The organism is Dactylosporangium sp. NPDC000244 (assembly GCF_040300725.1).
Lineage (GTDB): Bacteria > Actinomycetota > Actinomycetes > Mycobacteriales > Micromonosporaceae > Dactylosporangium.
Genome location: NZ_JBEPEH010000026.1, coordinates 72,643 through 96,242 on the forward strand (window position 1 = coordinate 72,643; position 23,600 = coordinate 96,242).

Sequence of the window (23,600 nt, forward strand, 5' to 3'; positions counted from 1 at the left end):
GAGCGGGGACCCTAGCGGAGCCGGTCCGGACGGTAGGTGCCCAGGACCCGCGTGACGGTGACCATGATCACGACGCGCTCCGGGTTCTCGCGCGGCTGCTTGTACCGGCGCGCGTACCGCTGCTCGGCGTCGAGCACGTCCTGCGGGCTGCGGCTGATCACCGCCTCGCCCTCGAGCGTGCTCCAGCGGCGACCGTCGACCTGGCAGATCGAGATCTGGGCGCTGTGTCCGACGTTTCGTACCTTCTGCGACGTGCCGGACGTGATGATGCGCGCGATGCCCGTCTCCGGGTCGTAGGTCGCCCCGACCGGCACGGTGTGCAGCGTGCCGTCGCGGCGGACCGTCGTGACGGTGCACAGATGGCGTTCGGTCCAGAACGTGGCCAGCTCGCTCACGAGGCCGTCACCTTGCCGTCCTCGACGCGGATGTGCCGGTTCGTGTGTACCGCCTCCAGCATCTGCCGGTCGTGCGTGACCAGCAGCAGCGTGCCCGGGTAGTTGTCCAGCGCCGACTCCAGCTGCTCGATCGCGGGCAGGTCCAGATGGTTGGACGGCTCGTCGAGGACCAGCAGGTTCACGCCCCGCCCCTGCAACAGCGCGAGCGCGGCCCGGGTCCGCTCGCCGGGGGAGAGGCTGGCGGCCGGGCGCAGCACGTGGTCGGCCCGCAGGCCGAACTTGGCCAGCAGGGTCCGCACATCCGCGGGATTCTGCTCCGGTACGGCCTGACGAAACGCATCCAGCAGCGAGTCCTCGCCCTCGAACATCCGCCGCGCCTGATCCACCTCGCCGACGACGACCCCGGGGCCGAGGTGCGCCCGGCCCTCCTCCAGCGGGATCCGGCCCAGCAGCGCGCCGAGCAGCGTGGTCTTCCCGGAGCCGTTGGCCCCGGTGATCGCGACCCGGTCCGCCCAGTCGATCTGCAGGTCAACGGGGCCGAGGGTGAAGGCTCCCCGCCGTACGACGGCATGGGAAAGCGTCGCGACCACCGCTCCGGCCCGCGGCGCCGCGGCGATCTCCATCCGCAGCTGCCACTCCTTGCGCGGCTCCTCGACGACCTCCAGGCGCTCGATGAGCTTCTCGGTCTGCCGCGCCTTGGCCGCCTGCTTCTCCGTCGACTCGATCCGCTTCGACTTGCCGATCTTGTCGTTGTCGGGCTGCTTGCGCCGGGCGTTCTTGACGCCCTTCTCCATCCAGGCGCGCTGCATGCGGGCGCGCGCCTCGAGGTCGGACTTCTGGTCGGCGTAGTCCTCGTACTTCTCCCGCGCGTGCCGCCGCGCGATCTCGCGCTCCTCGAGGTAGGCCCCGTACCCGCCGCCGTAGAAGCGCACCTGCTGCTGGTGCAGGTCGAGCTCGAGGATCGCGGTGGCGGTGCGGGTCAGGAACTCCCGGTCGTGGCTGACGACCATGACGCTCTTGTTCTTCTGCGACCCCATGAACGTCTCGAGGCGCTGGAGCCCGTCCAGGTCCAGGTCGTTCGTCGGCTCGTCGCACAGCAGGACGTCATAGCGGGACAGCAGCAGGCTGGCGAGGTTCGCCCGGGCCGCCTGGCCGCCGGACAGCGCCGTCATCTCCAGGTCGAGGTCCACGTCGAGCCCCAGGTCGGCCGCGATCGCCCCGGCCCGCTCGTCCAGGTCCGCGCCGCCCAGCGCCAGCCATCGCTCCAGGGCGATGCTGTACTCCTCGGCCGCCCGCTCGTCGCCGCCGAGCGCCTCGGCCGCGGCGTCCATGCGGGCCTGCGCCTCGGCGACGCCGGTGCGGCGGGCCAGGAACGCCCGCAGCGACTCACCCGGGTGACGATCGGGCTCCTGCGGGAGGTACCCGATGGTGGCCGTCGGCGGGCTGAGCTGGACGCTGCCGTGCTCGAGCGGGAGCAGGCCGGCCACCGTGCGCAGCAGCGTCGACTTGCCGGCCCCGTTGACGCCGACCAGGCCGATCACGTCGCCGGGGGCGACGACCAGGTCCAGGCCGCTGAACAGCGCTTTGTCGCCGTGCCCGGCCGCGAGTTCCTTGACCACCAGCGTTGCTGCCACGCTCGCTCGTCCTCCTGTGTCGTACTTGCCGGCGTACCAGTCTTGCCGGCGTATCAGTGTCCCTTGCGCATTCGGGGAGGTCGCCGCGCCCCTGCAGCAATCGAGGAGTAGCGTGAATTCTGAAACGCGCACGGATCGAAACGGCTTGCTCTAACAGGAGAGACGCCTTGAGCACAACAGCACCAGCGGCCGCGGGGGAAGACACCGCCCTGACCCATCGCCAGATCGTCACGATTCTGGTCGGTCTCATGATGGCGATGTTCCTGGCCGCGCTGGACCAGACCATCGTGTCGACCGCCATGCGGACGATCGCCGACGACCTGGGCGGCTTCTCGCTGCAGGCCTGGGCCACGACGGCGTTCCTCATCACCTCGACGATCTCCACGCCGCTGTACGGGAAGCTGTCCGACATCTACGGCCGCAAGCCGTTCATTCTCTTCGCCATCGGCATCTTCATCGTCGGCTCGGTGCTGTGCGGCATCGCGACGTCGATTTACGAACTCGCCGCATTCCGGGCCGTGCAGGGTATCGGCGCCGGCGGTCTGTTCTCGCTCGCCTTCGCCATCATCGGCGACGTGGTGCCGCCCCGCGAGCGGGCGAAGTACCAGGGCTATTTTCTCGCCGTCTTCGGCACCTCCAGCGTCCTCGGCCCGGTGCTCGGCGGCTTCTTCGCCGGCGCCGACAGCATCATCGGCATCACGGGCTGGCGCTGGATCTTCTACATCAACGTGCCGATCGCCCTGGCCGCGTTCATCGTCGTCATGCGGGTGCTGCACATCCCGCACCGCCGCCAGGACCACCGCATCGACTGGCCCGGCGCCGTCGCCCTGATCATCGGCCTGGTGCCGCTGCTGACCGTCGCCGAGCAGGGCCGCGAGTGGGGCTGGGACTCTGGCCGCTCGCTGCTGTGCTACGGCGTGGGCTTCGTCGGCCTGGTGCTGTTCATCGTCGCCGAGACCTTCTACAAGGAGGAGGCGCTGCTGCCGCTGCGCCTGTTCCGGGGCCGCACGTTCTCGGTCGCCTCGACCGCGAGCTTCATCCTCGGCATGGCGATGTTCGGCGGTCTGCTCACGCTGCCGCTGTACCTGCAGATCGTGAAGGGCGCCACCCCGACCGAGGCCGGCCTGATGCTGCTGCCGCTCGTGCTCGGCATCATGACCGGCTCGATCGTCTCCGGCCAGACCATCGCCCGCACCGGCCGCTACCGCATCTTCCCGATCGTCGGCTCGGTCCTCATGCTCGCCGCGCTGGCGCTGTTCTCGCGCATCGGCGCGGACACGCCGCTGTGGCGCACGATGCTCATCATGGCCCTGATGGGCCTAGGCCTGGGCGGCAACATGCAGCCGGTCATCACCGCCGTGCAGAACGCGGCCAACCCGCGCGAGATCGGCGTCGCCACGTCGACGGTGACGTTCTTCCGCTCGATGGGCGGCACCCTGGGCGCCGCGGTCTTCCTGTCGGTGCTCTTCAGCCTCCTGCCGGACAAGATCAAGGGCGCCTTCACCGACGCCCAGTCGACCGAGGCCTTCCAGCAGGCGGTCCGCGCCCATCCGCAGCAGATGCAGGAGATCCAGAAGACCGCGACGTCGGGCTCGGCGAGCAGCTTCAACGACACGTCGTTCCTGGACAAGCTCGACGCCGCCCTCTCGCACCCGTTCAAGGTCGGCTTCTCGGACTCGATGAGCGTCGTGTTCGTGGTCGCCGCGGGCATCATGGTCGCGGGCCTGATCGTCATCCTGTTCCTGCCGGAGATCCCGCTGCGCAACATGTCGGCCGCCCAGCAGCGCGCCGCCGAGGACGCCGCCGCCTCCGGCAATGGCTCCCCCTCCTCTTCCGCCCCCACCGCGGCCTTCAGAACTTCAGGCGCCGCCCCGTCTGCGTCGCCCAACGGCGGCATGGCCTCGGCGGTACTGGGCGCGGAGTCCCCGAACGGCGGCGGCGCCCATGGGTCCCCGAACGGCGGGGGTGCGCACGAGTCCGGGTCCATCGCGGCTTCGGGGGAGCACACCCCGGCGCACGCCGCGGAGGGCGGCGCCCACGAGGCGGAGGGCGAGGCGTCCCCGTCGGACGGCCCACCGCGTCACGCACGCTGACCAACACCTTCAACTGCGCGGCGGCCTCCCACCAGGGAAGCCGCCGCGCAGTTGTATTCCCTTCGTCTCCGCCCCCTTGGTCACGACCTAGTATCCTAGGATGTCTTGGAAGGTGTGGCCTCGCCCATCCGTCGCGCCTGGTCCACTTCGCCGACGACGCCGGAGCCTCGCTGCCGTCTTCGGCGGCGGTGTTGGCCGGTCAGCGCGCCCGTCCGGCCGCCAGCCAGTCGAGATAGTCGGGCACCGCCCGGTCGAGGGGCCACGAGGGCGCCCAGCCCTCGGCGGCGAGCCGAGCGGTGTCGAGCCAGGGGGCCGGCCCGGGACCGGAGGCACCGTCGGCGAGCGGCAGCGCGACTTCCGGGTGCACGGCCGTGATCGCCGCGACCACCTCAGCGTTGGTAGTGGCCCGCCCGCTCCCGACGTTGTAGAGGCGGTGCCGCAGCCCGTCCGCGGTCGCCAGCAACGCGAGCGCGGCGCCGCAGTCCCGCGCGTACAGGATGTCGGCCCCGTCCTCGGCGTACACGTCACCGCCGCTCGTCGCCGTACTCCCGGCGGAGCTGGCTGGCTCGCCCGCGGCCTTGTTGATTGTGCCTGCGCGGATCTGGGCCGCCGCACGGTGGATCAGCGCCGGCGCGGCAATGAACGGGCTGGCCGGACGTCCTTGCGGACCCCAGATTCCACCAATGCGGGCAACGACGACGTCGAGCCCGCTGGCCATGGCAACGATCTCCGCGACCTTCTTCGACGCCGGAATCGGATGCGGCGAGGCGAGGGGGAGTGGCGCGTCCTCCCGCCACGGCACCTCGCCGACTCCTGCGTAGATTCCGATCGTGCTCGCCACCACCACGCGATGGACATTCCACTCGGCCGCCGCGCGCATGATCGCGAACACGGAGGCGGTGTTCTGCTCCAGATCGTCAAGTGCCGTGCCCCCGCTGAGTGCCGTGCCCCCGCTGAGTGCCGCCGGCGTGCCCCCGCCGAGTGCCGTGCGCCCGCCGAGTGCCGTGCGCCCGCCGAGTGCCGTGCGCCCGCCGAGCGGCGTGCGCCCGCCGAGCGGCGCGGCCGCGAGGTGCACGATCGCCGTGATGCGGTGTCGCCGCCCGAGCGCGGAGAGTGACTGCGGATCGGTGCAGTCAACGGCCGCGACCTCGATCGCGGCCGGTATGACATCGGATGACCGTGGGTGACGAGACGCGGGCAGCGCCGGCGCACCAAGGTCGTGCAGCGCGCGGGCGGTGTGGCTGCCGATGAAGCCAAGCCCGCCGGTGACCAGGATCAAGACGCACGTCTCCCCAGGTAGCAGCGATCGATAGCGTGCTAGCGAAATGTAGCCCGCAAACTCGTTAGCATGCAACCGTGTCTGACGTGATCCGCCTGCTGACCCGCGCCCAGAAGCTGCTGCGAGCGGCGGCCGACGAGGCGATGAGCGAGCACGGCGTACGGATTGGCCAGAACCTCGTCCTCGAGGTGCTGTGGGCCGCCGACGGACTGTCACCGGGCGAACTGGCCACCCGCTTGGGCGTGACCACCCCGACAATCGTGAACACCGCGACACGCATGGTGAACGACGGCCTGATCGAGCGCCGCCCCGACCCGACCGACCGTCGCCTGGTCCGCCTGTACCTGACGGACAAGGCCCGCGCCGCCCAAACCCCCATCGCCGAGGCGCGCCGACGCCTGGCCGACCACGCCTTGGCCACGCTGACCGAGGAGGAGCGCAGGGTCATGGAGGTCGCCCTACAGAAGATCATCGACCGGATGCAGTCCCCGCCGCTGCCCTGACCCGGCGGGCACCTCGGGCGAGGACGGCCCTTCGGGCTCGCCGCCGGCAGTCACCGGCTCATGTTGTGCGGGCGCGGCGCTGCTCTTCGGAGCCCGCGGCCCTTCAGCCGCGGACCCCATGACCCCGTCGCGGCTGAGGACAGTGCCGGTCTGCGAGTCCCGGCTTTTCCGGCCTCCACGGGCCCTCGGCGGGTGGGTGACCGCCTTCGAGGGACTTCGCCCGCTTCAGCTGCGCGCCTGTGCGACGCGCAGCCTCATGGATGCGGGGTCAGTTCGCGGCGCGCCAGTTCTGCCGGGTGATGAGCACGCGGGCCTCGTCGGCGACCTCGGCCTCGACCGTCACCGCGTACTGCCCGGCCTGCAGGGAACTACGCGACGTGAAGTCCCGCCGCCCGCCGGTGAGCGCATGGGCGATGGCGCCGAACACGCCACCCCACAGCGCCCCGACCAGGATCGTCGTGAGGAGAACGCCAACCCAGCTCGAGTTGCTGAACAGCGTGAACAGGATGCCGACGAAGAGCCCGAACCAGGCCCCGCTGGCGACGCCGGCCAGCGCGGCACGACCGACGGTGAGCCGGCCGAGCACGTTCTCGACGAGACGCAGGTCGGTCCCGATGATCGTGGTCCGCTCGACCGGGAACCCGTTGTCGGACAGGTAGTCGACGGCCTGCTGCGCACCGGCATAGTCCGCGTACCGGGCGACGGTCACGGTGCTGCGCTCAAGCTCGATGAGCTCGCCGATGTTCGGATCGGGCTCGGGGGAGGGAGCGGGGGGCTCTTCCAACGGAGGGGTCGTCATGCGGGTCAGGGTAGAGATGTCCGGGACGTCCCGCCCGGTACGCAACAACGAATTGCGTACCTCGTCATCCGCCCGGCATCGATCATGTCCCTCCGTCAACACGTGATCACCGAGCGCGTCCGTTCGGGTCAGTCCCGCCGCTCGCTGATGCCGACCCGCATCCGACCGTGGCATCGTCGGGGTGACGACTCAGGGGTACCTCCGGGCGTCACCCGAGGTCGTCGGGGCCCTTCGCCGGGCAACCTTGCAGACATGACCGACATCAAGCGGCTTCGCCGATCGCGATCCGACCGGACCGTCGCCGGGGTGCTGGGCGGCATCGCCGAGTACCTGGGCACCGACCCGACCATGGTTCGCGCCGTGTTCCTCTTGTCCATCCTGCTGACCGGCGGCGTGGCCGTCCTGGCGTACCCAATCCTGTGGCTCATCATGCCCGAGGCCCCGCCGTCGCCCGTGAGCCCAGCACCGAACGATCACCTGCCGTTCGGTGCGTGACCTACCCGTGTGCTCAGCACTTACCCGTGTGCTCAGCGTCGAACGATCACCGGCCCCGCGGCGCATGACGTGCCCGTGAGCTCGGCGCCGTGCGTCCGCCCGCCTTGCGGTGCGTACGTTGCCCCTGAGCCGTGCGCCAAATGATCACTTACCCTGCGGTGCGGTGCGGCGCGTTGCGGTGCCCTGCGTTGCGGTGCGTGAGTTGCCCGTGAGCCCTGCGCCGAGCGATCACCTGTCCTATGGTGCGTGAGTGGCCCGTGACTCGCGCGTGACGATCCAGTCGCGGATCGTGGCGCCATCGGCGCGTCCGGTGAGCGGCATGGTGCTGCTGGCGCACGACGGCCCGGAGTTCGAGCGAGTCGCCGCTCTCACCACCCGGTTCCCCCGCGAACACGTCGCGCTGCTGTCACCGGGCAGTCGCAACGAGTGGTACTCGGCGAATCCCGCCTACGCCGCCGCCCTCGCCCACGATGTGTTGCCGAATCTGCCGCCCGGCCCCGTCGTCGCTCTCGGCGCAAGCCTGGGCGCGCTGGCCCTGCTGCACACCGAGACGCGCTATCCGGGCAGCTTCGCCGGGCTGTTCCTGCAGTCCGGGAGCTACTTCACCGCCGAACTCGACCCGCAGGAGTCGGCTTTTCCCTGGTACCGCCGCATCCTCGCCTTCGTCCAGCGCGCCCGCCCCGTCGGGTCCCGCGTCGTCTTGACCTGCGGTCGGGACGAGGAGAACCTGCTCAACAACCGGGCGATGGCCACCCGCCTCGGTGTGCCACTACTCGAAGTGCCAGGCGGCCACTCGATGACCACCTGGCGTGACGCGCTCGATCCCCACCTGCACCGCCTCTTGCAGGAGGTCAACGATGACCACTCCGGAACCCACCATGACCATCTCGGCATTGCCACGCCTGGCGGAAGCGGCACAGCCACCGGCAGCGGCTGACCCACCGGCGTCGCCAATGTCGTCGGTTGACCCGCTCGCGCCATCGTTGCGAGCGGCGCCGACCGGCCCGGTAGAGGCTGACCCGCTGGTGGCCCTGTTGCCAGCGGCACCAGCCAGCCCGGCACCGGCGAACCCACCAGCGGCATCGTTGCGATCGGAGGCGGCCGACCCGGCACCATCGGCGGCTGACCCGCTGCCGGCACCATCGGCGGCGGCCGAGCTGGCATCGTCACCAGCGATCGATGACGTGACCAACCCTTCGTCATGGCGCCAGCCGACGGCGGTGGAGTCATCCGTGTCGCTGCAGCTCGACGCCACACTGTCTCCGTCGGTGACTTCCGCGCTCGATGGCATGCCGGCCGGGGCTGAGGCGGCGGCGAGTGCGGACGTAGTTACCCCGGCCGAGGGTGAGGCGCGGGCCGGCGTGCGGTTGGGTGGCGGCGTTCCACGACAGCGCGGGGTCGAGGCGGTGGCGGCGGGGGAGAGCGGCGGGGCGGGAGTGCGGGAGCACCTCGTCGGGCTGCTGCTCGGGACGGAGCAGGACTGGCCGCGGGCGTACGAGACGCTCGCCGGGCGACTCGGGACGATCACGGCGGGTGATGGGAGTCGGCATCGGCTGCGGACCGAGCGGGTGACCATCGAACCGTTCAATCTTCGTGACCGTCCGGCGCATCAGCTGGTCATCGACCGGCTCGCGTACTGGTACTACCACCCGCGCGAGTGGCTCAAGAAGATCGCGCTCATGGACGACGTGTACCTGCTCAACAGCCCGTTCACGTTCCAGTCCATGGAGAAGCACGCCGCCTACTGCGCCATGATGCGGCTTGGGCTGCATGTGCCCGAGACGGTGCTCGTGCCCTACAAGAACCCGGTCGACCATGCGAAGTGGGCGTACACCGCGGAGCGCTACAACCGCCCGTTCGACCTCGACGCCGTGGCCGAGCGGCTGGGGTACCCGCTGTTCATGAAGCCGTACGACGGCGGCGCCTGGGTCGGGGTGTCCCGCGTCGCCGACAGCGAACAGTTGCATGCCGCCTACGACCAGTCGGGCGAGCGGCTCATGCACCTGCAGCAGTCGGTCGAGGACTACGACGTGTTCACGCGATCGCTGTCCGTCGGCCCCGAGACGATGGTCATGAAGTTCCGGCCTTCGCTGCCGATGCACGAGCGGTACGAGGTCGCGCACGGGTTCCTCACCGACGAGGTGGGAGACGAGGTCGTGACGATCTCGCGGCTCGTGAACGCGTTCTTCCGCTGGGAGTTCAACTCCTGTGAGTGCCTGGTCCGCGACGGTGTGGTGTATCCGATCGACTACGCCAACGCCTGCCCGGACGTCGCGTTGACGAGCCTGCACTACTACTTTCCGTGGGCGATGACGGCGCTGCTGCGCTGGTCCGCGTTCTGCGTGGTGACCGGCCGGCGCCCGCGCCTGGACATGGACTCGGCGCGCTACTTCGAGATCGGCGACAACACGCCAGACTACCGCGAGAAGCTGCGCGGCTACCGGGCGCTCGCCGACGAGTACTTCGACGTCGACCGTTACCGCGAGTTCTGCGACACCACCCTGCGGCACGTCCCCGAACTCGTCGCGGAATGGGTCGCCTCCGCGGAGTTCGACGATCTCCTGGTGAGCACCGTCCGCGCGACCTATCCGGGGCACGAGCACGAGCGCTTCATCGCTCACTTCCGTGGCCTCGTCGGACAGTGGCGTCACGAGAACGGGCGGAATTGACGGCTCGTCGAGACGGGCTGGCCGGCGCAGAAAGGCGCAGAAACACGGGCGGCTTCGCCGCTGCGCTGGTGGCTTCGTTGGGCTGTGACGCCAAGAAAGCCGGCGACGGTAGCGGCTGCCGCGTGAAGCCGAAAGGTGCGTGACACGGTTCACGAGGATCCTTCGCCCGAACCGGTGACACTGCGGTCGTGCGCGTCACAATCCGTAGTTCGCGCTGGTGGGCGTGCATAGCGTCGGTGGTGTCAATCGTTCCCGATCGCGGTGGAGGAAGTCCTGCATGGGTCCGTACGAGCACCCGGCCTGGTGCGCCAGGGGTCACCGCTGCAACCTCGGCGAGCACCGGGCCCATCCGGTCGTGATGCAGGTTGACGGCGTCGGCAAGGTGCTGATCACCCGGGTGCTGGGGAGCAACGGGCGGGAGCGGATGGAGGTGACGGGGTCCGCGTACCTCACCACCACCGGGCAGGCTGCGACCCGTCAGGTCGATCGGACGCTGCGTGGTTTCGCGCACGTGATGGCTACGGCCGCTGCGCCTTGACCGCTCCGTGGAGTGATCGACACGATTCACCGTTGCGGAGCGGAATTGCCGGTCTACGGGGCTGGCCGCGTAGCCAAGTGGGTCAGGATCGCGAGGCGGTGCGGCAGTGCCGGTGGCGGTGCGCGGGTGAGGTGGGTGCAGTGGCGGCGGCCAGGGGGCCTGTCGCGAAGCTAGGTGGCGGAGAGTGGCGAGCCGCGTGCGGCACCGCCGGTCAGCGGGGCCAGTCGCGTAGCCGATGGCGCAGGGCGGCGATGCGCTGCTCGTCCAGGCCGTAGAAGGCGAACCGCCCGTCGTCGAGGCGGTCCAGGTAGCGGCCCGCGGCCACCACGTCGTCGAACTCCAGGGCCGGGTCCTGGCGGCGGGCCATTTCGAGCAGCGTGCCGACCGAGTATCGCTCCATCGCCGCCGCGACGTCGATGTAGTCGCGTACCTCGCGGCGGTTGATCAGCGCCGCGACCTTCGTGGCGATGAGGTCGTCCAGGTGCATCACGGGGCCGACGTCCATCATCACGGGGCTGTGCTGGCGGTCGAGGCGGGAGAGCGTCAGCCGTACCGTCTGCGTTCCGTCACCCACCGTGAACTCCCGCTGGTCGAAGCCGGCGAACAGTTCGAGCAGGTCGTCGGCTTCCTCTTCGTGGACGGTGTAGCCGGCCTCGCGCAGAGCCGCGCAGACCGCGTCGGCGGCCGCCCCTGCCGCGCCGTCGGTGTCGGTGAAGAGGTCGACGTCCTCGGTCGGGCGTTCGACCAGGCCGTTCATGAGCCAGGCGAAGCCGCCGCCTAGGACGAAGCCGTGCCGCTCGGCTACGGCCAGGGCGACCCGGGCCACGTCGGTGTAGAAGGGGATCACGTGGCGTCACCCGATGCGAACAGTGTCGGTCGATCCTCCGCGCGTGGCGGGGCGGTCGTCGGGCGCGCGTTCGCGGCTAGGTCACCAGCTGTGCGCTGCGGTGCGGTCACCGGGTGCGCAGCGCCGGGTGGCGGGCCTCCCACGCGCGGCGCACGCCCTGGGGCAGGTTCAGCTCCGGCCAGACGCGCACCAGGATCTTCTTGTTGAGGAAGCGGCGCAGCTCGTCGTGGCGGATCGCCTCGCGCAGGACGTTCTCGTACATCCACAGCAGCAGGTCGTGGTTGTCGAGGTCGAACGCGCGCTGCGGGTTCCACATCAGCCGCTGCGGCAGCTCGACGATGCCGCGCACGGGTCCGCGCAGCTCGTCGAGGGTGCGGGCGACGAGTGCAGGGCGGTGCGGGCGGGCCAGATAGGCCAGGGGTCCGCGGGCCGGCTCGTCGTGCATGGCCGAAGTGTACCTGTATTCCGATTTCTCAGAACATCAGCGCTGGTTCTGCCGCGGAATGACGACCTCGCGGAAGATGAGCTGAATCGCGGCGACCACGGGAATGGCGATGAGCGCGCCGACCACGCCCATGAGGGCCACGCCGACGAGGACCGAAATGATGGCGGCGAGGTCGGAGACCTTCACGGCGCGGCGCATCACCGTGGGATAGATGAGGTAATTCTCGACCTGCTGGTAGACGACGAAGAAGATGACGCACGCGATGCCGGCCTGCAGCGAGGTCGCGAACCCGACAATGGAGACCACGACCGCGCCGAGCGTCGCGCCGATCTGCGGGATGAGGTCGGTGATGGCGACGAGGACGGCGAGGGCGTACGGATAGGCGATCCCGAGAATGAGCAGGAAAACGAACGACGAGATGCCCGCGACCACCGCGATCGCCAGCGCGCCGCCCAGGTAGGCGCCCACCTTGGCCAGGATCTCGTCGCCGAGCAGCCGCACGCGATCGCGGCGGGTCGCGGGGACGAGCTTGTAGCCGCCCTCCTTCAGGCGATCGAAGGCGGCCATGAAGTACAGCGTGAGAATGATGACCGTCAAGATGTTGAAGACGGCCGAGAACGCGACCTGGACCCCGCCCCAGACCCCGCCCAGCGCCTTCGTGACGTTGCCGGCGGTGGCGACGCTCTTGAGCTGATCGAGCAGCTGGTAGTCGTTGTTGAGCTTGTTCAGCTGGTCGTTGCGCTGCAGATTGTCGATGTAGTGCGGCAGGTTCTCGACGAGGTCGTTGCTCTGCTGCACCAGCGGCGGAATGAGCGCCACGATGCCGCCGCACAGCACCAGCATCGCGCCGATGCCGACCGCGGCGACCGCGAGCCCGCGGGGGACGCCCCACTTCACCAGCCGTACGACTGCGGGGTTCAAACCGATGGCCAGGAACATCGCGATGAAGATGAGGATGAGGATCGAGCGGACGTTCTGCACCGCGAGATAGGCGCTGTAGGCCAGCAGCAGGCCCAGCCCCGCGGTGAACCCGATGATCAGTGGCGAGCGGCGCATCGGCGGCCCTGGCTTGCCGAAGCGCGACGACTCTTCGACGACCACGACCTGCACCTCGACGTCGGGCGCGTCTTTCTTCGCGCGGTCGTCGGTTCGCTCTGCGGGCGCGGCGGGCTCCAGCACCTCGTCCTGCACTGTGAACTCCCTGGGAAGTCAGATGGTCTTGAGGCAGGGTACCGGGTGTGCGCACAGAATGACCGCTAGCGTTAGTGCATGGCTGATGTGGTGTACCCCCCGGTGATCGGGTTCGCCCGGACGATGTTCCGCGCGCTCAACATGAAGATCACGATCGAGGGCGAGGAGCACGTGCCCGCGACCGGGGGCGCCGTGATCGCCTGCAACCACATCTCGTACCTCGACTTCATCTTCTGCGGCCTGGGCGCCCGCAAGACCAAGCGCCTGGTGCGGTTCATGGCCAAGGACTCGATCTTCCGGCACCCCATCGGCGGCCCGCTCATGCGCGGCATGCACCACATCCCGGTCGACCGCGACGCCGGCATGGCCTCCTACAAGGCGGCCCTCACCGCGCTCAAGTCCGGCGAGGTCGTCGGCGTGTTCCCCGAGGCGACGATCAGCCAGTCGTTCATGATCAAGGACCTGAAGAGCGGCGCCGCCCGGCTCGCCGCGTCCACCGGCACCCCGCTCGTGCCGATGGTGCTCTGGGGCACCCAGCGCTTCTGGACCAAGGGGCAGCCCCGTAACCTCACGAAGCGTGGCGTCGCGATCAGCATCATCATGGGTGAGCCCCTTCGCCCCGAACGGCGCGACAATCAAGACTCCGTGACCGCTGAACTACGGTCGCGGATGACGTCGATGCTGGATAAGGCGCAGCGGTCGTACCCGCAGCAGCCCGACGGCCCCGATGACACCTGGTGGCTTCCCGCGCATCTGGGCGGGACCGCACCCCTTCCTGCAGTTTACGAATCGGAGGCCCAGTGAGCCCGGCCGAACCCACCGACCTGCTCGTGCTGCTGCGCGAGCTCGAACCCGTCGTCGAGGCGAACCTCAACCGCCACCTGGCCACGGCCAAGGAGTGGTTCCCGCACGAATACGTGCCGTGGAGCGAGGGCAGCAACTTCGACGGTGTACTCGGCGGAGAGGCATGGGAGCCGGGCCAGTCGAAGCTGTCCGAGGTCGCCCGGATCTCCCTCGTCGTCAACCTGCTGACCGAGGACAACCTGCCCAGCTACCACCACGAGATCGCCACGGTGTTCGGCCGTGACGGAGCGTGGGGGACCTGGGTGCACCGGTGGACCGCCGAGGAGGGCCGGCATGGCATCGCGATTCGTGACTACCTGCTTGCTACGCGTGCGGTCGACCCGATCGCGCTGGAGCGGGCGCGGATGACGCATATGGAGGGCGGCTTCCACAACTCGTACGACGGGCTGATCGAGTCCGTCGCCTACGTGTCGTTCCAGGAGCTCGCGACCCGCGTGTCGCACCGCAACACCGGCACCGCCTCCGGCGACCCGGTGTGCGAGCAGCTCCTCGCGCGCGTCGCCGCCGACGAGAACCTGCACATGATCTTCTACCGCAACCTGCTCCAGGCGGCGTTCGACCTCGCGCCGAACACCACGATGCGGGCGCTGACCAAGGTGGCGACCTCGTTCCAGATGCCCGGCCACACGATCGAGAACTTCGGGCGCAAGTCCGTGCAGATCGCCAAGGCCGGCATCTACGATCTCCGGCTGCACCACGACGACGTGCTCACGCCGGTGCTGCGGCAGGTGCGCACGTTCGACCGGGACCTGTCCGGGGACGGTGCCGCGGCTCGGGACGAGCTCGCGAAGTTCATGAGTGACCTGGACACGCAGGCTGCGCGGTTCGTCGAGCGGCGCGAGGCCCAGCGGGCGCGGGCCGCCGCCGCCGTCTGATCGATCGGTCGTCGCCGGGCTCGCCCTCCGCGCTTGGGTGCGGAGGGCGAGCCCTTTTGCGTGCGGCCGTCCTTCGGCTCGGTCGATGCTGCACGCAGTGGTCTCCTCTTGCCGCGTTGTGTGCTCTCCCGCGCGCTTCTCTCGTGCGCGGCTTCTCTCGTGCGCGACTTCTCGCGCGCGGGGCTTGGCCGCTGTCGCCCGTCGCCGATTTGCCGGCGCGATGGGATCTTTTGTCGCGTCCGCCGCGGCATGGAGCCGGGGCGCCGGGGAGTGCGGCCTGTCGAACCGCTTGCGTGTAGCCCGGCTGGTGTTCTTTGTCGGCGGCATTGCTCTGCCGGCTGTCACGCTGCGTGGGTCGCCGTGACCGCTCACCCGTAGCGGTGTCGTCACCCTCGGTTGCCGTTTCTGGATGGCCCCGTCGATGTGGGGACCGTCACGTTGCGTCGAACGGATTGGTGCTCGCCGTGGTCGCGCGGCTCGTCAGGTGGGGTGCGGGCATCGAGGGCGCCGGTTGCCTTCCGTGAGCGTTGCAGTAGGCTGCGACGACCGTTCCGTGCCTCTCACTGCCCGTCTGACCGATTTCACCGGCTCTGACGGTGCGGTGCGGGCTGCGGAATTTCACTCCCCGTATTCTTCTCGGAGGGCAGCAACGCCATGGCCAGACGCGTGATACATGAGCTGATCGACGACCTCGACGGCGGCCTCGCCGACGAGAGCCTCAGCTTCGGCCTCGACGGCGTGCAGTACACCATCGATCTGTCGGCGAAGAACGCCGCCGATCTGCGCGACGTCCTCGCGCCCTTTGTCACGGCCGCGACGAAGCTCGGCCGTGCGCCGGCGGCTCCCGTGCCGGTGCGCGGGCGCAGCGGCCGGCCGGTTCTGTCGGCCCGCGCGGAGCGGGAGCAGAACCGGGCGATCCGCGAGTGGGCGCAGAGCAAAGGGCTCGAGGTCTCCGATCGCGGCCGGATCCGCGCCGACATCGTCGAGCGGTTCCACGCCGAAGCGGGAAGCTGAACAGGGGGCGCCCAACACGGGCGCCCCCTTTGTCCGCTCACGTCGCCGTCGCACCTCGCATGCCCGCCCGCCCGCTCGCGTCGCCGTCGTGCCCGCACGTTCACTCCGCCGCCGTCGTGCCCGCACGTTCGTGTTCACTCCGCCGTCGCCGTCGCCGTCGCCGTCGCCGTCGCCGTCGCCGTCGCCGTCGTGCCGGCTCGTTCTCGCCGCCGTCGTGCGGCATGTGCCCGCCCGTTCACGCCCAGTCCTCGTCGGCGTGCCCTCCCGCGCCCCGGAGAATGGCCACCGAGCGCCACCGCCCCGCCACGCAGGGCACGCCTACCGCGCACCGGCCCCCGGTCGCCCAGTTCTGCACAAGAGCGCTGTGGCCGCGTGGAGCTGTTTGCGGCCGCAGCGCCCAGAACGACGTGCGCGGTGTGGTCCCGTCCGGCTTACGCGGTCCTGCTCGTCCCGCCCCCGTGCGGCTTGCGCGGTTCTACTCGTCCCGCCCTGTTCGCACGTTTTTCCCGTCTCGTTGGGGCTTATGCGGTCCTGTCCGTGCCGCCCGCCGGGGCGTCGACCGCGAACCGCAGCCGCGACAGGGTCACGAACGCGAGGCCGGCCAGCAGCAGGCACATGCCGAACATCGCGATGCTGGCGATCGGACCGCCCGTCACGGCGAGGCTTCCGGTGGTGTCGCTCGCGCTTGCGTAACCGTCCGTCGTCCCGCCGTGACCGGCCGGCTCGGTGGGGTGGGCCGGCACGCCGCCCGCGTGCTCGGTGATGTCGACACCCAGCGTGAGGTACCGCGGGGTGCCCGTGCTGTCCACGCCCGAGGCGACCAGCGTGTGTGAACCCGTGTACCCGGCTGGGACCGTCACCGAGACGCTGAACGCGCCGCTGCCGTCGGTCGTCGTCGTGGCCAGCGTCTGCGGCGCCGAGTAGATGGCCACCGTGATCGTCGTGTGCGGCGCGTACCCGGTGCCGCTCAGCGTGATCGCCTCGCCCGGGGCCACGTCGGTGCCGCTGGAGCTGTCCACGTGCCCGGCGCTCGGCGGCACGTCGGCCGGCAGCGTCAGGGCCGCCGGGGTCGCGGCCGTCGCCGGCGCCCACTGGGAGTCGCGGCCGTACTGGCCGAGGGCCTGGACGGTGACGCTGTACTCGGTGCCGGCCGTCAGCCCGGTGATGAGGCAGCCGGTCGCGGTCGCCGCGGCCTCGCAGGTCTTCGTGTCACCGTGCGCGGTGGCCGTCGCCCGGAACTTCGCGACGCCCGAACCCGGGTCGCCCGCAGTCCAGCCCACCCAGATCGACTCCGCCTTCGCCGTCGCGGTCACATGGCCCGGGACGTCCGGGGCCTTGCTGGGGGTCGCCACCGCGGCCGACGCCCAGTCCGAGTTGCCGGTGTTGCCGCTGCCTACCGCCGCGACCTGCGCCGTGTACGGCGTGCCGTTGGCCAGGCCCGTGATCGTGCACTGATGCTGGGTGGCGTCGACCGGCCCGCATGTGAGCGTGTGGTCCTCGGCCGTCGACACCGTGTAACCGTCGATGCCCGGGCCCTGGTTCAGCGGCGCCGTCCACTGCACCAGCAGCGAGGCGTCACCCGGCGTCACCGTCACGCCCGTCGGCGCGTCCGGGGGCCCGGCCACCACGGTCGCCGGGGAGGCCGTCGACCAGGCGGAGTCGCCGCTGGAGCTGATGCCCTTGGCCTGGACGCGGAAGGTGTACCCGTTGCCGCCCGGCGTCAGGTTGCCGATGTCGCAGTAGGTGCTGCCGCCGTCGTGGGTGTCGCAGGTCACGCCCGCGTCCTCGACCGCCACCGCCACGTACTTCGAGATGCCGGCCCGCGTCTGCGCCGGCGCTGTCCAGCTGACCCGCAGCGTGTTCGCCCCGTTCTGGACGGCCATCACGTTCGTCGGCGCGTCGGGAGCGCCCGGCGTGACCGGGTCCGAGGACGCGCTCGGGTCCGAGTCGCCGCTCTGGTCCGACCCGACCGCCGTCACCTTGAAGCTGTAGGCCGTGTCGGCGCTGAGCGTGTCGACCAGGCAGTGCAGCGTGCTCGAGTTGGTGGTGCTGCAGCCCCTCGAAGCGTCCTGGTCCGACACCACTACGTAGTGGTCGATCGCGCTGCTCGCCGAGGACGACGCCGTCCACGACACGACCAGTGACGTCGGCGATGCGCCCATGGCGTGGACCCCGGTCGGCGCCGCGGGCGGCCCGACGGTGACCGTGCTGCCCGAGGTGACCTCGCTGGACGGCTCGCTCGCGTCCGCCGAGCCGTACGCGAGGACACCCGCCGTGTACGAGCCGCCCGACTGGATGCCGTTGACGATGTCACAGGTCGTCACGCCCGGATCGTTGCTGGTGCAGTTGCCGACGGCGTTGCCGTTCGAGTCGTATGCGGTCGCCAGGTAGTGATTGACGTTCTCGCCCGAGTGCGTCCACGTGACCCGGATGCCGGAGCCGAGCGGCTCCACGTGCACGCCGGACGGTGCCGCGGGGATGGCCTCGATCCGGGCTCCGAACCCGGGCGCGGAGACGCCGGGTACGTACACGCCGGTGCCCGGCGCGGCCGGCGCGCCGCCGCCGTCGGTGGTCCCAGCCTCGTCACTGGTCGCGAGCCGGTCGCTGTCGCGGCCGGCACCGCCGCCGCGCCCGAGCGCGTCGAGGGTCTCGCTCGCGGCGCCGTCACCGCCGGTTGCCGCGAGCAGACCTGCGATGACACTGGGTATCGCCCGGAGCGCGTCGCCGTCCCGCCCGGCGCCGCGCTTGTCGGTGCCGAGAGCGTCACTGTTCGTGTCGGCGTACGGCCGTCCGTTCGCGGCGGCCTGCGCCCGCGCCTGTGCCCACGCGCGCGCCTGGGCCTGAGCGCGGGCCTGAGCTTGGGCCTGCGCCGCGGCGGCCGCCTGGTCGCCCCGGCCGCCGGCCGACCCGGCAGTCCCAGCAGCGCCGTTGACACCTCCAGCGACGCCGGTCCCGAGAACTCCATCGACGCCGGCGGCCGCACCGGTCCCATTCGCACCGAGTGCGCCATTCGCCGCGCCGGAGCCGTTGATGCCGACCGCCGCGCCGGTCCCATTGGCGCCGCGAGCGCCGTTCGTCCCGGTGGTGCCAGTAGTGCCGTTGGCACCCGAAGCACCCGTGGACCCGTTGGGCACGTAGTCCATGTACGCACCGTTACCCGCGCCGGAAGTGCCCGCGCTGCCGGCGGGCTGGTTGCCGTTCGGTGCTGACGTGCCGGTGGTGCCGCGGCCAGAGGTGCCGTTCGCGTTCGATCCCGCACCGGCCGCATTCGCGCCGTTACCCGCTGCGTGGGCGCCATTGCCCGCCGTTGTGCCCGCGGCGGACGAACCACCAGCGTTCGCCCCGTTACCGGCCGTGGTCGCACCCGCGCCGCCGTTTCTCGCGGCGCCGCTTCCCGAGCCGGCGTTGCCGGACGCGGTGTCGGCGGCCCCGGCGTTGCGTGAGGTGGTGCCGGCGGCCCCACCATCGCCGGACGCGGTGCCAGCCGCCCCCGGATTGCCCGCCCCCGCATTGCCCGAGGCGGCATTGCCAGAAGCGGCATTGCCAGAAGCGGCATTGCCAGAAGCGGCATTGCCAGAAGCGGTAGTGCCAGAAGCGGCGTTGCCCGAAGTGGCGTTGCCGGTGCGTGCGTTGCTCGAGGTCGATTCGCCCTGCCGGCCCCAGCCGCCGTTCGTGTCCTTGTCGCCCTGCTGTCCCCAGCCGCCCGACTTGCTGTCCGTGGTGGCGTTCGCGCACTCGGTACTCGTCCGGGCCGTCCGGCCTGCGGCGTTCTGCTCCTTGCGCTGCGTGTCATCGACCTTGCAGCGGGTGGCGTCGCTCGAGGCGGTGCGTGCGGAGGAGGTGCGCTTACCGGCGGTGGAGCCGCCCTCGCTCGAGGCGATGGAGCGGGCGTCGTCGGCGACGTAGTCGGGCCGCTCGACCGGGGCGCCGTTGGAGCCGGCTGCGCCGCTCGAGCCGGACGGGCCGCTCGAGCCGGACGGGCCTGAGGAACGGGTCGTGCCCGAGGGGCCTGCCGCGCCCGAAGAGGACGTGCCGGTTGCCCGGCGCGTTCCGGCTGACTTGCCGGTCGAGGACTTGGCGGTGGTCGAGGGCTTACCCGCTGTCGATGTACCGCGGTGGGCGGCGGAGCCGGGGGAGTTGGCGCCGGGGGTCGCCGAAGCGTCACTCACTGTGCCGGAGCCGGTCGCGTTGAGGCCGTTTCCGTTGGCCATCGCCGCGAACGCAGGACCCGCCGTGCTGCCGAACACGACGACGCCGGCCGTCAATGCGGCTAGGCCCGCCTTCATCGACCGGCGTGTGACCCGCGGCCGGCGTTTGGGCCTCGGCTTCAACCTGGACTGCGCAGCCATCCCGTACTCCGTTTCAGAGCGACCGCGCCCAAAACCGAACGCGACCAACGAACGCGAACACGTCTCGCAATCTAGCCATCACGCAAAGTGAAGATCCTCGGAATGCTGATTCCGCGCCCGGAGAACCAGTTGGGCGGGGATGTGCCGTGATGGGCCGACGGTGGCTGAAAGCCCCGAACCGGGTCAGGAGGTCGGCAATGGGGCGGCAGGACAGGGGCGGTTGACGCGCAGGCCGGATGGGAACTGCGGCGGGAGGCGCCGGGGGCGTCGGGGGAGTGCGGGCGCGGCGTCTGGTTGCAGGGGCGGCCACCGGAGGGTCGAAGAGGGACCGCTGACGCTAGGCCGGGCTGCGGAACTCTGACACGAGGCGGCCAGGGCGAGGCCGGAGGAAAGGGCCGGCGTCCACCGAAAAGAGCGAGAGAAGGAGAAGCGCGGGAGAAGCGAGAAGAGCGCGAGAAGGGAGAAGTGCGGGAGAAGTGAGAAGCGCGCGAGAAGGGAGAAGCGAGAAGAGCGCGAGAAGGGAGACACGCGAGAGGAGGGAGAAGAGCGAGAGGGAGGCACAAGGGGCAGGCCGACAACGGGCGGTGCGCGTCCTAAGGGGGGAGGGGACGGGTGCGGGACGGTTGCCTGCCGGGTACGCCGCTCAGTTCCCCCAGCTCGGACCCGATCAGTGCGGCACGCGACGCGACGCAGGTGCACAGGATCGGGGGGCGCACGATGGCGAGCTGGCCGAACAGCCTGCTCCGGGCCGCCGCGCCCACGCGCGGGTACGCCTTGCTGTGCGGTACCGCGGCCGCAGTCACCGCCGTGTTGTTCGTCGTCTTCGTCACGGGGGCCGGCGGGAGCCTCGTGGGGCAGAACGTCTCCAACATCGCGCTCTTCCTCGCCGCCCTGGCCGCGGGGGCCGCCTGCCTCGTGCGCGCCTGGCGGGAGGCCCGCGGGCACGGGAGCCGTCGCGTGCGGTGGGCCTGGGCGCTCACCGGGGCCGGGTCGGTGTCGTGGGGGGTCGGGCAGGCGTTCTGCATCTGGTACGAGACCGTCCTCGGCACGGACGTCCCGTTCCCGTCGCTCGCCGATGCCGGGTACTTCTGGATGATGCCGTTCACCGCGGCCGGCCTCCTGCTGCTCCCGGTGAGCCGCCAGAGCCTCGCCCAGCAGGTGCGCAGCATTCTCGACGGGCTCATGATCGCCGTGTCGCTGCTGCTCATCACCTGGGTTCTCATTCTGGGACCGCTGGTGCGGCAGGGGGCGGACAGCCGGCTCGGGCTGCTGGTCACGCTGTGGTACCCGGGCGGCGACGTCGTCGTGCTCACCATCGTGCTGTTCATGGTCGCGCGGCTGCGGCGGGGCGGGCGGCGGCCGTTGTCGCTGCCGCTGGTCGGGGCCGGGCTGGCCGCGTTCACCGTCTCGGACTCGGGGTACGCGTACCTGACGCTGCTGGACTCGTACGGCAGCGGCAACGTCCTCGACCTGGGCTGGTTCAGCGGCTTCGCCCTGATCTTCCTCGCGGCTCGGCGGCCCGAACCCGCGTACACCGAGCAGGACGAGCATGCGCTGACCCAGCCGCTCGGCGTGATGCTGCCGTACCTGGCCGTGGTCGGCGCCCTGCTCACGAGCACGTTCGAGGTGCTGCGCCACGGCGCGCACGACATGTTCGTGTCGTGGAGCCGTTCGGCGATCATCCTGCTCATCGTGGGCCGGCAGCTGCTCACGCTGCTCGAGAACCGCTCCCTGACCCGCGGGCTCGAGGCGCGCGTCGAGGCGCGCACCGCCGAGCTGCGCGCGAGCGAGCAGCGGTTCGAGGCGCTGGTGCAGCACAGCTCCGACGTCGTGACCGTCATCGACGCCGAGGGCGTGGTGACGTACCAGAGCGAGTCCATCAGCCGCGTGTTCGGCTACGACCCGTCGTACTTCTCCGGGATCACGCTGAGCGAGCGCATGCTCTCGGAGGCGGCGCCGGTGCTGGTAGCGGCGATCGAGGCCATCTCCGGCACCGCGTACGCCACGCGGGTCGTCGAGGTGCCGATGCTGCACGCCGACGGCCACCGCTGCCTCGCCGAGGTGACCCTGACGAACCTGCTCGAGGACCCGAGCGTGCGCGGCATCGTGCTGAACTCGCGTGACATCAGCGAGCGCAAGGAGCTCGAGGACCAGCTCGTGCACGAGGCCTTCCACGACGGCCTGACGAAGCTCGCGAACCGGGCCCTGTTCAAGGACCGCCTCGAGGTCGCCCTGCGCCGCCGCGAGGACGTCGCCATCCTCTTCCTGGACCTCGACGGCTTCAAGGAGGTCAACGACAGCCTCGGCCACGCCGCCGGCGACGTGCTGCTCATGCAGGTCGCGATGCGCCTCGGCGAGGCGGTGCGCGACGGCGACACCGTGGCCCGCTTCGGCGGCGACGAGTTCGCCGTGCTCATCGACGCCGTGGCCGTGCCCGAGGACGCCGACGAGCTCGCGACCCGGATCATCGCCGCGCTCGACGAGCCGTTCGGCATCGAGAACCAGGAGATCCACGTCCAGGGCAGCATCGGCATCGCGCTGACCGGCCCGGACGCCCGCGACGCCGACCAGCTCATGCGCAACGCCGACCTCGCGATGTACCGTGCGAAATCCGCGGGCTCGGGCCAGTTCGCGCGCTACGACCCGCAGATGCACACCGGCCTGGTCGAGCGCCTGCAGCTCGCCGCCGACCTGCGGCGCGCCCTGGAGAACGGCGACGAGCTCGAGCTGCACTACCAGCCCACGATCGAGCTGCGCACCGGCACCATCGTCGGCTTCGAGGCCCTCGTGCGCTGGCGGCACCCGCTGCGCGGCATGATCAGCCCGATCGACTTCATCCCGCTCGCCGAGTCCACCGGCCTCATCCGCCCGCTCGGGCAGTGGGTCCTGGCCGAGGCGAGCCGCCAGGCGGTCGCGTGGGGCGCGGCCGACCCGGCGCGCGAGCTGACGATGGCCGTGAACGTCTCCGGCGTCCAGTTCGACCAGCCCGACCTGCCCGAGATCGTCGCGCAGGTCCTGGCCACGACGGGCCTGCCGGCCGAACGCCTGTGCCTGGAGATGACCGAGAGCGTGCTGATGACCGACACCGAGGAGAACCTCGCGGTCCTGCTGAGCCTCAAGGACATCGGCGTACGCCTGGCCATCGACGACTTCGGCACCGGCTACTCCTCGCTGGCCTACCTGCGCCGCTTCCCCGTCGACACGCTCAAGATCGACCGCTCGTTCGTCGAGCGCCTCAGCGGCACCACTCCCGACGCGGCCCTGGCCCGCACGATCGTCCAGCTCGGCCAGAGCCTGGGCATGTCGACGGTGGCCGAGGGGATCGAGGAGTACGCGCAGTTCCTCGCGCTGCGCCGGATGGGCTGCGACCTGGCCCAGGGCTACTACTTCTCGCGCCCCCTGCCCGCCACCGAGGCCGGCCTGCTCCTGAAGGACAAAGCAGCACTGGCTGCCTGAAAAGCCACAAGCCCATGGCTCGGGCCGCGTCACCGGCGGACCGTCGCTCCCGCCAGGCACCGTTCGGCCGTGGCCGGCCTCTCTGTCAGGTCCGCGGTGCCAAGAACAGCCGCTCGACTCCAGCCAGCACCGAACAGCGCGACCGGATATGTCG

Annotated in this window: 20 protein-coding genes; 12 read left to right on the plus strand and 8 right to left on the minus strand. The window is 70.6% G+C overall.

Going from position 1 to position 23,600, the window contains the following annotated elements; translation table 11 throughout:
• Positions 1–11: 11 nt before the first annotated feature.
• Together ABT369_RS33670 and ABT369_RS33675 are read right to left on the minus strand one after the other, a co-directional pair.
• A complete protein-coding gene (locus tag ABT369_RS33670) occupies positions 12–395 on the minus strand; it encodes a pyridoxamine 5'-phosphate oxidase family protein (RefSeq protein ID WP_350618030.1) in 384 nt (127 codons plus the stop codon).
• Positions 392–2,029 carry an ABC-F family ATP-binding cassette domain-containing protein gene (locus ABT369_RS33675; protein WP_350618032.1) on the minus strand — a complete coding sequence of 546 codons (1,638 nt, stop codon included), beginning with the start codon at positions 2,027–2,029 and terminating at the stop codon, positions 392–394. Before ABT369_RS33675 ends, ABT369_RS33670 begins: the two co-directional genes overlap by 4 nt.
• 167 nt (positions 2,030–2,196) lie before the next feature.
• On the opposite strand from ABT369_RS33675, the gene ABT369_RS33680 reads away from it, so the two are divergent.
• Positions 2,197–4,122 (plus strand): DHA2 family efflux MFS transporter permease subunit, encoded by a 1,926-nt coding sequence (locus tag ABT369_RS33680; RefSeq protein ID WP_350618034.1) that lies wholly within the window; start codon positions 2,197–2,199, stop codon positions 4,120–4,122.
• A 199-nt stretch (positions 4,123–4,321) separates the two neighbouring features.
• Here the strand turns inward: ABT369_RS33680 and ABT369_RS33685 are convergent, their stop codons facing one another.
• Positions 4,322–5,401, minus strand: a complete 1,080-nt coding sequence (locus tag ABT369_RS33685) for an NAD-dependent epimerase/dehydratase family protein (RefSeq protein WP_350618036.1) — start codon at positions 5,399–5,401, stop codon at positions 4,322–4,324.
• Positions 5,402–5,487: 86 nt separating this feature from the next.
• Between ABT369_RS33685 and ABT369_RS33690 the strand changes: the two genes are divergently transcribed.
• A complete protein-coding gene (locus tag ABT369_RS33690; protein ID WP_350618038.1) occupies positions 5,488–5,904 on the plus strand; it encodes a MarR family winged helix-turn-helix transcriptional regulator in 417 nt (138 codons plus the stop codon).
• Positions 5,905–6,172: 268 nt separating this feature from the next.
• Here ABT369_RS33690 and ABT369_RS33695 read toward each other — a convergent pair whose 3' ends face one another.
• Entirely contained in the window at positions 6,173–6,703 is a 531-nt protein-coding gene (locus ABT369_RS33695) for a general stress protein (protein WP_350618040.1), read from the minus strand.
• A 252-nt stretch (positions 6,704–6,955) separates the two neighbouring features.
• On the opposite strand from ABT369_RS33695, the gene ABT369_RS33700 reads away from it, so the two are divergent.
• The 4 genes from ABT369_RS33700 to ABT369_RS33715 all read left to right on the plus strand — a co-directional run bounded on the left by ABT369_RS33700 (position 6,956) and on the right by ABT369_RS33715 (position 10,405).
• Complete coding sequence (locus tag ABT369_RS33700; protein WP_350618042.1) at positions 6,956–7,198, plus strand: PspC domain-containing protein; 243 nt, start codon at positions 6,956–6,958, stop codon at positions 7,196–7,198.
• A gap of 250 nt (positions 7,199–7,448) precedes the next feature.
• Positions 7,449–8,135, plus strand: a complete 687-nt coding sequence (locus ABT369_RS33705) for an alpha/beta hydrolase-fold protein (RefSeq protein WP_350618044.1) — start codon at positions 7,449–7,451, stop codon at positions 8,133–8,135.
• A gap of 331 nt (positions 8,136–8,466) precedes the next feature.
• Positions 8,467–9,867, plus strand: coding sequence for an ATP-grasp domain-containing protein (locus ABT369_RS33710; protein WP_350618046.1), 1,401 nt, complete (start codon positions 8,467–8,469; stop codon positions 9,865–9,867).
• A gap of 277 nt (positions 9,868–10,144) precedes the next feature.
• The gene (locus ABT369_RS33715) at positions 10,145–10,405 is read left to right on the plus strand and encodes a hypothetical protein (protein ID WP_350618047.1); all 261 of its coding nucleotides are present in this window, start codon (positions 10,145–10,147) and stop codon (positions 10,403–10,405) included.
• Positions 10,406–10,616: 211 nt separating this feature from the next.
• Here ABT369_RS33715 and ABT369_RS33720 read toward each other — a convergent pair whose 3' ends face one another.
• From ABT369_RS33720 to ABT369_RS33730, 3 genes are all read right to left on the minus strand, one after another.
• Positions 10,617–11,252 (minus strand): nucleotidyl transferase AbiEii/AbiGii toxin family protein, encoded by a 636-nt coding sequence (locus tag ABT369_RS33720; RefSeq protein ID WP_350618049.1) that lies wholly within the window; start codon positions 11,250–11,252, stop codon positions 10,617–10,619.
• 106 nt (positions 11,253–11,358) lie between these two features.
• Positions 11,359–11,697, minus strand: a complete 339-nt coding sequence (locus ABT369_RS33725) for a hypothetical protein (protein WP_350618051.1) — start codon at positions 11,695–11,697, stop codon at positions 11,359–11,361.
• A gap of 36 nt (positions 11,698–11,733) precedes the next feature.
• On the minus strand, positions 11,734–12,807 hold the full coding sequence (locus ABT369_RS33730) for an AI-2E family transporter (protein ID WP_350618202.1): 1,074 nt from the start codon (positions 12,805–12,807) through the stop codon (positions 11,734–11,736).
• Positions 12,808–12,966: 159 nt separating this feature from the next.
• Between ABT369_RS33730 and ABT369_RS33735 the strand changes: the two genes are divergently transcribed.
• The 3 genes from ABT369_RS33735 (at position 12,967) to ABT369_RS33745 (ending at position 15,641) form a co-directional block, all read left to right on the plus strand.
• Positions 12,967–13,692 (plus strand): lysophospholipid acyltransferase family protein, encoded by a 726-nt coding sequence (locus tag ABT369_RS33735; RefSeq protein WP_350618053.1) that lies wholly within the window; start codon positions 12,967–12,969, stop codon positions 13,690–13,692.
• Positions 13,689–14,627 carry an acyl-ACP desaturase gene (locus ABT369_RS33740; RefSeq protein WP_350618055.1) on the plus strand — a complete coding sequence of 313 codons (939 nt, stop codon included), beginning with the start codon at positions 13,689–13,691 and terminating at the stop codon, positions 14,625–14,627. Before ABT369_RS33735 ends, ABT369_RS33740 begins: the two co-directional genes overlap by 4 nt.
• A gap of 654 nt (positions 14,628–15,281) precedes the next feature.
• A complete protein-coding gene (locus tag ABT369_RS33745; RefSeq protein ID WP_350618057.1) occupies positions 15,282–15,641 on the plus strand; it encodes a histone-like nucleoid-structuring protein Lsr2 in 360 nt (119 codons plus the stop codon).
• Positions 15,642–16,162: 521 nt separating this feature from the next.
• On the opposite strand, the gene ABT369_RS33750 is transcribed toward ABT369_RS33745, so the two are convergent.
• The gene (locus ABT369_RS33750) at positions 16,163–18,784 is read right to left on the minus strand and encodes a fibronectin type III domain-containing protein (protein WP_350618059.1); all 2,622 of its coding nucleotides are present in this window, start codon (positions 18,782–18,784) and stop codon (positions 16,163–16,165) included.
• Here ABT369_RS33750 and ABT369_RS33755 point away from each other — a divergent pair.
• The 3 genes from ABT369_RS33755 to ABT369_RS33765 all read left to right on the plus strand — a co-directional run bounded on the left by ABT369_RS33755 (position 18,783) and on the right by ABT369_RS33765 (position 23,446).
• Positions 18,783–19,547, plus strand: coding sequence for a hypothetical protein (locus tag ABT369_RS33755; protein WP_350618061.1), 765 nt, complete (start codon positions 18,783–18,785; stop codon positions 19,545–19,547). The two genes, ABT369_RS33750 and ABT369_RS33755, sit on opposite strands and share 2 nt — an antisense overlap.
• Before the next feature lie 90 nt (positions 19,548–19,637).
• Positions 19,638–20,081, plus strand: coding sequence for a hypothetical protein (locus tag ABT369_RS33760; protein WP_350618063.1), 444 nt, complete (start codon positions 19,638–19,640; stop codon positions 20,079–20,081).
• A 626-nt stretch (positions 20,082–20,707) separates the two neighbouring features.
• Positions 20,708–23,446 carry a putative bifunctional diguanylate cyclase/phosphodiesterase gene (locus tag ABT369_RS33765; RefSeq protein WP_350618065.1) on the plus strand — a complete coding sequence of 913 codons (2,739 nt, stop codon included), beginning with the start codon at positions 20,708–20,710 and terminating at the stop codon, positions 23,444–23,446.
• Positions 23,447–23,600: the final 154 nt, after the last annotated feature.